6 protein-coding genes are annotated in these 5,322 nt (G+C 57.3%); 4 read left to right on the forward strand and 2 right to left on the reverse strand.

Features of this window, described 5'->3' with window-relative positions; genetic code table 11:
• Window positions 1-209 precede the first annotated feature (209 nt).
• Window positions 210-977, reverse strand: coding sequence for a phosphoribosyltransferase (locus LQ220_RS24585; RefSeq protein WP_230190598.1), 768 nt, complete (start codon window positions 975-977; stop codon window positions 210-212).
• Between the two features lie 372 nt (window positions 978-1,349).
• Between LQ220_RS24585 and LQ220_RS24590 the strand changes: the two genes are divergently transcribed.
• A complete protein-coding gene (locus LQ220_RS24590; protein ID WP_230190599.1) occupies window positions 1,350-1,556 on the forward strand; it encodes an AlpA family transcriptional regulator in 207 nt (68 codons plus the stop codon).
• Window positions 1,557-1,585: 29 nt separating this feature from the next.
• Window positions 1,586-1,747: a helix-turn-helix domain-containing protein gene (locus LQ220_RS24595; RefSeq protein WP_230190600.1), complete on the forward strand. Its 162-nt coding sequence runs from the start codon at window positions 1,586-1,588 to the stop codon at window positions 1,745-1,747.
• Here LQ220_RS24595 and LQ220_RS24600 read toward each other — a convergent pair.
• Window positions 1,722-2,918, reverse strand: coding sequence for a site-specific integrase (locus LQ220_RS24600; protein ID WP_230190601.1), 1,197 nt, complete (start codon window positions 2,916-2,918; stop codon window positions 1,722-1,724). The two genes, LQ220_RS24595 and LQ220_RS24600, sit on opposite strands and share 26 nt — an antisense overlap.
• 372 nt (window positions 2,919-3,290) lie before the next feature.
• Here LQ220_RS24600 and LQ220_RS24605 point away from each other — a divergent pair, with 372 nt between their 5' ends.
• Together LQ220_RS24605 and LQ220_RS24610 are read left to right on the forward strand one after the other, a co-directional pair.
• A complete protein-coding gene (locus tag LQ220_RS24605; protein WP_230190602.1) occupies window positions 3,291-4,484 on the forward strand; it encodes a site-specific integrase in 1,194 nt (397 codons plus the stop codon).
• Complete coding sequence (locus tag LQ220_RS24610; RefSeq protein WP_230190603.1) at window positions 4,481-5,260, forward strand: hypothetical protein; 780 nt, start codon at window positions 4,481-4,483, stop codon at window positions 5,258-5,260. The genes LQ220_RS24605 and LQ220_RS24610 overlap by 4 nt, the downstream gene beginning before the upstream one ends.
• The last annotated feature ends 62 nt before the right edge of the window (window positions 5,261-5,322 follow it).

The raw sequence follows: 5,322 nt of genomic DNA on the forward strand, positions 1-5,322 counted from the left end.
ACGACAGACCATCGAACATCGGCGCTTGCAACACCGCAAGCTCGCCGCATAAAACCCAACCCCAGACGAGGTCCGCCCTCCGCTAATCTAAGCCGCGATCTGTGCCGAATGTTCTGACGACGGACATGCGTTAGTGACATCCCGCAAGCGCTAACGGGCATTTCAAGCTAGGATACCTGACAGCAACCGGGCAAAAATGACCCTAGCTATCAGTCGCCCGGCTCAACCGCTGTCTGGAGACCTCGGCCACGTGCTTCGACTGCTGCCTTAGCCAGGAAATCCTCGATGGCGGCAACTGAGTGCTGACGACATAGGTTGAGGGCTTCGACTTCCGTGAGGCAGTCGATCCCATAGCCGAATTGGCTTTGCCAGAGGTCGTCAAGTGCTTGGCCATGACGTTCCCATAGCACAATTCGGGTTGTGGGCTGCAATGAAATTATGCGTGCGTCCCGGCTCTCGGTCAGGGTCGTGATCGCGATGACCTCTCCGCCGCGTGCCTCGACGTAGCCGCGCAGGTTGGCGAGCGTACCGCCAAGGCCAACATGATCGTCCACGAGCACGTAGTTTGCGCCCGGTTGCACATGCCCCTCGAACGTCGCCGGGGTAACCAGCCGCTGAAACGCCGGGGCGCGGGTATGGCCGACTTTGTTTGTCTGAACGATTTCACCGGCGATGACGGGGGTGCCAAGTTCATTGCCCAACACCTGCGCCATCGCATCGGGGATCGCGTTGAAGCCCGTTAGCTCGTCTGCCACGACCGGCAGGAGCAGAGTAGGTCGATTGCCGATAATCTCCTGAAGACTCACCATTCCATCTGGCGACAGTAGATCGGATGCCAGCATGAGAGCCGCCTCAGCATCCCCCGCCTTGGCGGCAGCGTAGCCGGGATGCCTGTCACGGGTGCGGACATCGGTATGGATGACAACATCGGGGAAGTCAGGTGGCCAGGGAAGTCGGATCGGCAAAGCATTGGTCATCCGGGAAACATGCCAATCGGCAGCCCGAAAGACCAGAACTCGATTGCGCACCAAGCTGAACCAATATCTGCGCGATTCGCGCGCAAACGCCGTCAATATTTGCGCAAATCTCCGTCACCGGAGCAGTCGTGGTAGGTGAATCAGCTTCTCCGCCGGGGAATGGCAAAAAAACTCGCCGCCTCAGGCCGCACGGTGTTGGCGTCCGTGACCTTCTCTATCCGTCCGTAGCCGTGCCTATCCTTCTCTTTTTCATTCTATCCGGGATTGCGATGTGGACCTGTCTGCTCGGAAACTGCCTTGCGCCAAGCACTTGGGCAACCAATTCTTGCGTCAGGGGCAACCAGTAACTGCCAACGAATGGAAGCAAGTCCCATGTCCAACAATGACAAAATCATCCGCCTGAAAACTGTCCTGTCCCGCACAGGCCTTTCCCGCTCCACTATGTACCGAAAGATTGCGGAAGGGACTTTTCCGTCCCAGGTGAAGATCAGCGTTCATGGCGCGGGCTGGCGGGAATCCGCCGTCAACCGCTGGATCGACGATCCTGTGGCGTACCGCAATGAGGGCGCGCCGCTGTGACAGGGCCGTCTTCGGTTGAGCCAATCTGCGTGAAGGTCAACGAGGCCGCACACATGATCGGCGTCGGTCGCACCAAGCTCTACGAGCTGATTGCTTCGGGCGAGATCGAGGCCATCAAGCTCGGCAAGTCCACCCGCATCACGACCGCCAGTCTGCACGGATTGGTCATGCGGCAGCGCGAGCCGAAGTAGGCTCGGCTGCCGCCGTATTCGCTGCCGGAGCGCTTTTGCCCAGATAATCCGCCCATTGCTTCATCAGGCTGCGGCGCTTCTCGAAGAAATCGGTTCGGCGGTAAGCGGCTTCGACCTTGTTGGGCAGCTTGTGGGCGAGGGCCTTGTCAGCAACCTCCTTGGGGAAGTCGGTGCATTCGGCGGCCCAGTCTGTAAAGGTGGATCGGAACCCGTGCACCGTGATGCTGGCGAAACCATCGTCGCGCAGAAGCTTGGTCATGGTCATGTCGCTGATCGGCTTCTTGCCGTCGTTGGAAAAGACCAAGCCCGTATCGCTGGTCCGCTCATCCCAGCGTTTGCGCAGCAATGCTACAACCGGTGCCGAAAGTGGCACGACGTGGGTTTCGCCTGCCTTCATCCGCTCGCCGGAAATGGTCCACACCGCATTTTCGAGGTCGAACTCGGTCCATACCGCAAGCCGCGTCTCGTTGGACCGCACGGCGTTGTAGATCGTGAAGCGTAACGCGTCGCGCCCGGTCGTCGGGGCGGCAGCGGCAAGCTTCTGTATCAACGCCGGGACATCGGCATAGGGCATTGCCTCCATATGCCCGCGCTTGTCGTTCTGACGCGGCAAGCCCTTACGCACCGAACGCAGCGATACCTCTTCGGGCACCCAGCCTTTAACATGCGCAAAATCGAGCACCACGCCGATACGCTGGAGCAAGCGGCGGGCTGTTTCCGGTATCTCCAGCCATATCGGAGACAATGCCTCTACGACGCAGGCGCTATCCACCTTGTCGACCGACTTCTTGCCGATACGCGGAAAAAGGTGGCGCTCGAAACCGGACAGCCACCGCGCATGATGCCCGTCCTTCCATCCGTCACCCAGGGTCTCATGACACGTGCGGGTTGCGGCTTCGAAGGTCGGTATGATCTTCCGCGCCTTTCGCCGCTCGGCAACAGGATCGAAGCCGTCACGAACCTGGCGGCGCAATTCGGCTGCCGCCGTTCTGGCATCGGCCAGCGAAACATCGTGGGCCGATCCTAGTCCGTAGTCGCGGCGATGGCCTTTCAACTGCATGCGCAGCACCCAGGTGCGCGCGCCGCTGGGCTTTACGACCAGGCACAAGCCCCTGCCATCGACATGGCGACCGGGCTTCGCGTTCTTCACTTTCAATACTGTCAGCGCCATCAGGTTCGAGTCCCTGTCAGGGATTCATACCGCCAAAAACGGGGGTATTTGGTCCCACAATCGTTCCCACATTTCAGCGGGATTTCAGGCGATTCAGGGCGACCGACCGCGAACACGTTACAAGATTAATCACTGATTTTACAGAGTAGTTGGAGACGCTCTGAAATTGCTTGAGACGAAAGTTATAGCGCCTCCTCCGCTACCATAATCCTGTCTGCCGACACGCGCAGATAGTTGAAAAAATCCCTGTTTTCCGCTAGTTTATAGGCATTCGTTGATTGTCAGCGGATGCCCCTGATTGCCATTAATCATGGATGGTAGGGGCTCAATTTGGGGGCTCGACTTGGCCCCAGCAGAAGCGAGGCCCCCAACGTGCTGACAGACACTGCGATCCGCAATGCCAAACCAAGGGCAAAGCCTTACAAGGTATCGGACTCACAGGGATTGTATCTGCTGGTCAATCCAAGGGGCAGCAAGCTGTGGCGCGTCAAATATCGCATCGATGGCATTGAGCGGAAACTGGCGATAGGGCCTTATCCCGAAATTACGCTGGCTGAGGCGCGCGCGGCCCGTGATGCTGCCCGCAGACAATTGACACATGCTATTGATCCCAATTATGCCAAGCGGCAAGCGCGTATCGAAGCGGCCATGCGGACCGAGAACAGCTTTTCAAAAGTTGCCGAGGAGCTGATAGCCAAGCGGGAAAAGGAGGGTGTGTCACCGCGAACCCTTGAGAAATATCGGTGGGTATTAAAATTGTTCAGTGCCGAAATTAGGCGAAGGCCCGTGGCGGAGATAAGTCCCTCCGAATTGTTGCATGAATTGAAGAATCAGGAACGCCGGGGAAAGTACGAGACGGCAAAGCGGATGCGTTCGTTTGCCAGTCGGGTATTCCGTTATGCCGCCGCTACGGCAAGAGCGGAGCGTGACCCGGCCCAGATGCTTTTAGGCGCATTGATCCAGCCTAGGGTAAAGCATTTCGCAGCTATCACTGAACCAACGGAGTTTGGCGCTCTGTTGCGCGCCATTGAGGATTATTCTGGCGACCCGGCAGTGATGAACGCATTGAAACTAACGCCCCATCTGTTCCAGCGTCCTGGTGAACTGCGGCAAATGGAATGGGGGGAGATCAACTTTGAAAAAGCCGTTTGGACGCTTCCGCGCGAGAAAATGAAAATGCGGCAGCCCCATGCGGTGCCACTATCGCGGCAGGCGGTGGAAATCCTCAAAACTATGGAGGGGCTTACCGGGAAGGGGAAATACGTGTTTCCATCCGTCCGAAGCCGTTCACGGCCAATCTCCGAAAATACGGTCAGCGCCGCGTTGCGACGTATGGGTTATACTAAGGAGCAGATGACGGCGCACGGCTTCCGAACGTCCGCATCTTCTCTTTTGAACGAATCCGGCAAATGGAACCCCGATGCCATCGAGCGTGCCTTAGCTCACATGGTTTCGGGCGAAATCCGGCGCATTTATAACCAGTCAGCCTATTGGGCCGAACGTGTTGCAATGGCGCAGTGGTGGAGCGACTATCTAGAGGAATTGCGGGAGAGCGGAAACAGATGACAAGCAGTACCGATGAAGGATGGAAGGTTTTCGCCGACGGTGACGATGTTGACGATATTCCACTTTGGAAGGTGCTGGCGAAGGTCAGGTCCGATGATCTGGACGAGGGTTTGGATAAAAACGCAACGCTTCTCAACAAGATCAAGCCGCCTTTTTCTTGGTATTACAATCTTGCTCTCGCGATCAGTAGCTGCTTTGGGTTTCTGGCTGTCTTGTTACTAATCGGTCTGGTGATCTCGCTTCGCTCAGGATCGACAGACCTTCTCTTCGGCCTCACCTTGGCCATGCTGACAGCGGCAGTTACACCGCACCTTTGGCGGCAGGCATACCAATATGGCCTGAAAATGCCGGATGCTCCATTGGAATTGCCCCACGCATCAGACCGCCTGTTTGACGAAGTGCTGGGGCACTTGCAGAAGGTGGACGGCCCGCAGGCCTATTTTTTCTCTGGCTTCCGGAAAAAACGGATTCGCCTCAACCGCAGGCAGTTTTTCGGTAGACTACGCTATTTCCTGTTCTCCGAGCATAGCAAGGATAGGGCAATGGTTATGCGTTTCCCGACCGCCATGTCCCTCCCCGCTGATATTTATCTTCATCGTGATGATGTTGAGAAAATGCTCTCGATGAGCGCGCCTAAGCGCGCAGCCGGGCCGGGTCGGAATGTAAAATATGCCTACATCGAGGCGGTCTTCGATCTGCGCGCTGATCCGATGACGTGCTCCCCTGATTGTTACCAGTCAGAGGTAGAGTCTCGCTCCTTCATGATGGTTGTTTGATGGGATGGCAACGTGTCTGGGGGCATGCCCCCAGACACGTTGGCCGGCGATCTCGGCGGGGG

This window comes from Sphingobium sp. CECT 9361, assembly GCF_918741285.1.
Lineage (GTDB): Bacteria > Pseudomonadota > Alphaproteobacteria > Sphingomonadales > Sphingomonadaceae > Sphingobium.

Excerpts from the sequence above, each read along its gene's own strand:
- LQ220_RS24600 (WP_230190601.1), bottom strand. The coding sequence starts at position 2,918 with ATGGCGCTGACAGTATTGAAAGTGAAGAACGCGAAGCCCGGTCGCCAT.
- LQ220_RS24585 (WP_230190598.1), bottom strand. The coding sequence starts at position 977 with ATGACCAATGCTTTGCCGATCCGACTTCCCTGGCCACCTGACTTCCCC.
- LQ220_RS24610 (WP_230190603.1), top strand. The coding sequence starts at position 4,481 with ATGACAAGCAGTACCGATGAAGGATGGAAGGTTTTCGCCGACGGTGAC.
- LQ220_RS24590 (WP_230190599.1), top strand. The coding sequence starts at position 1,350 with ATGTCCAACAATGACAAAATCATCCGCCTGAAAACTGTCCTGTCCCGC.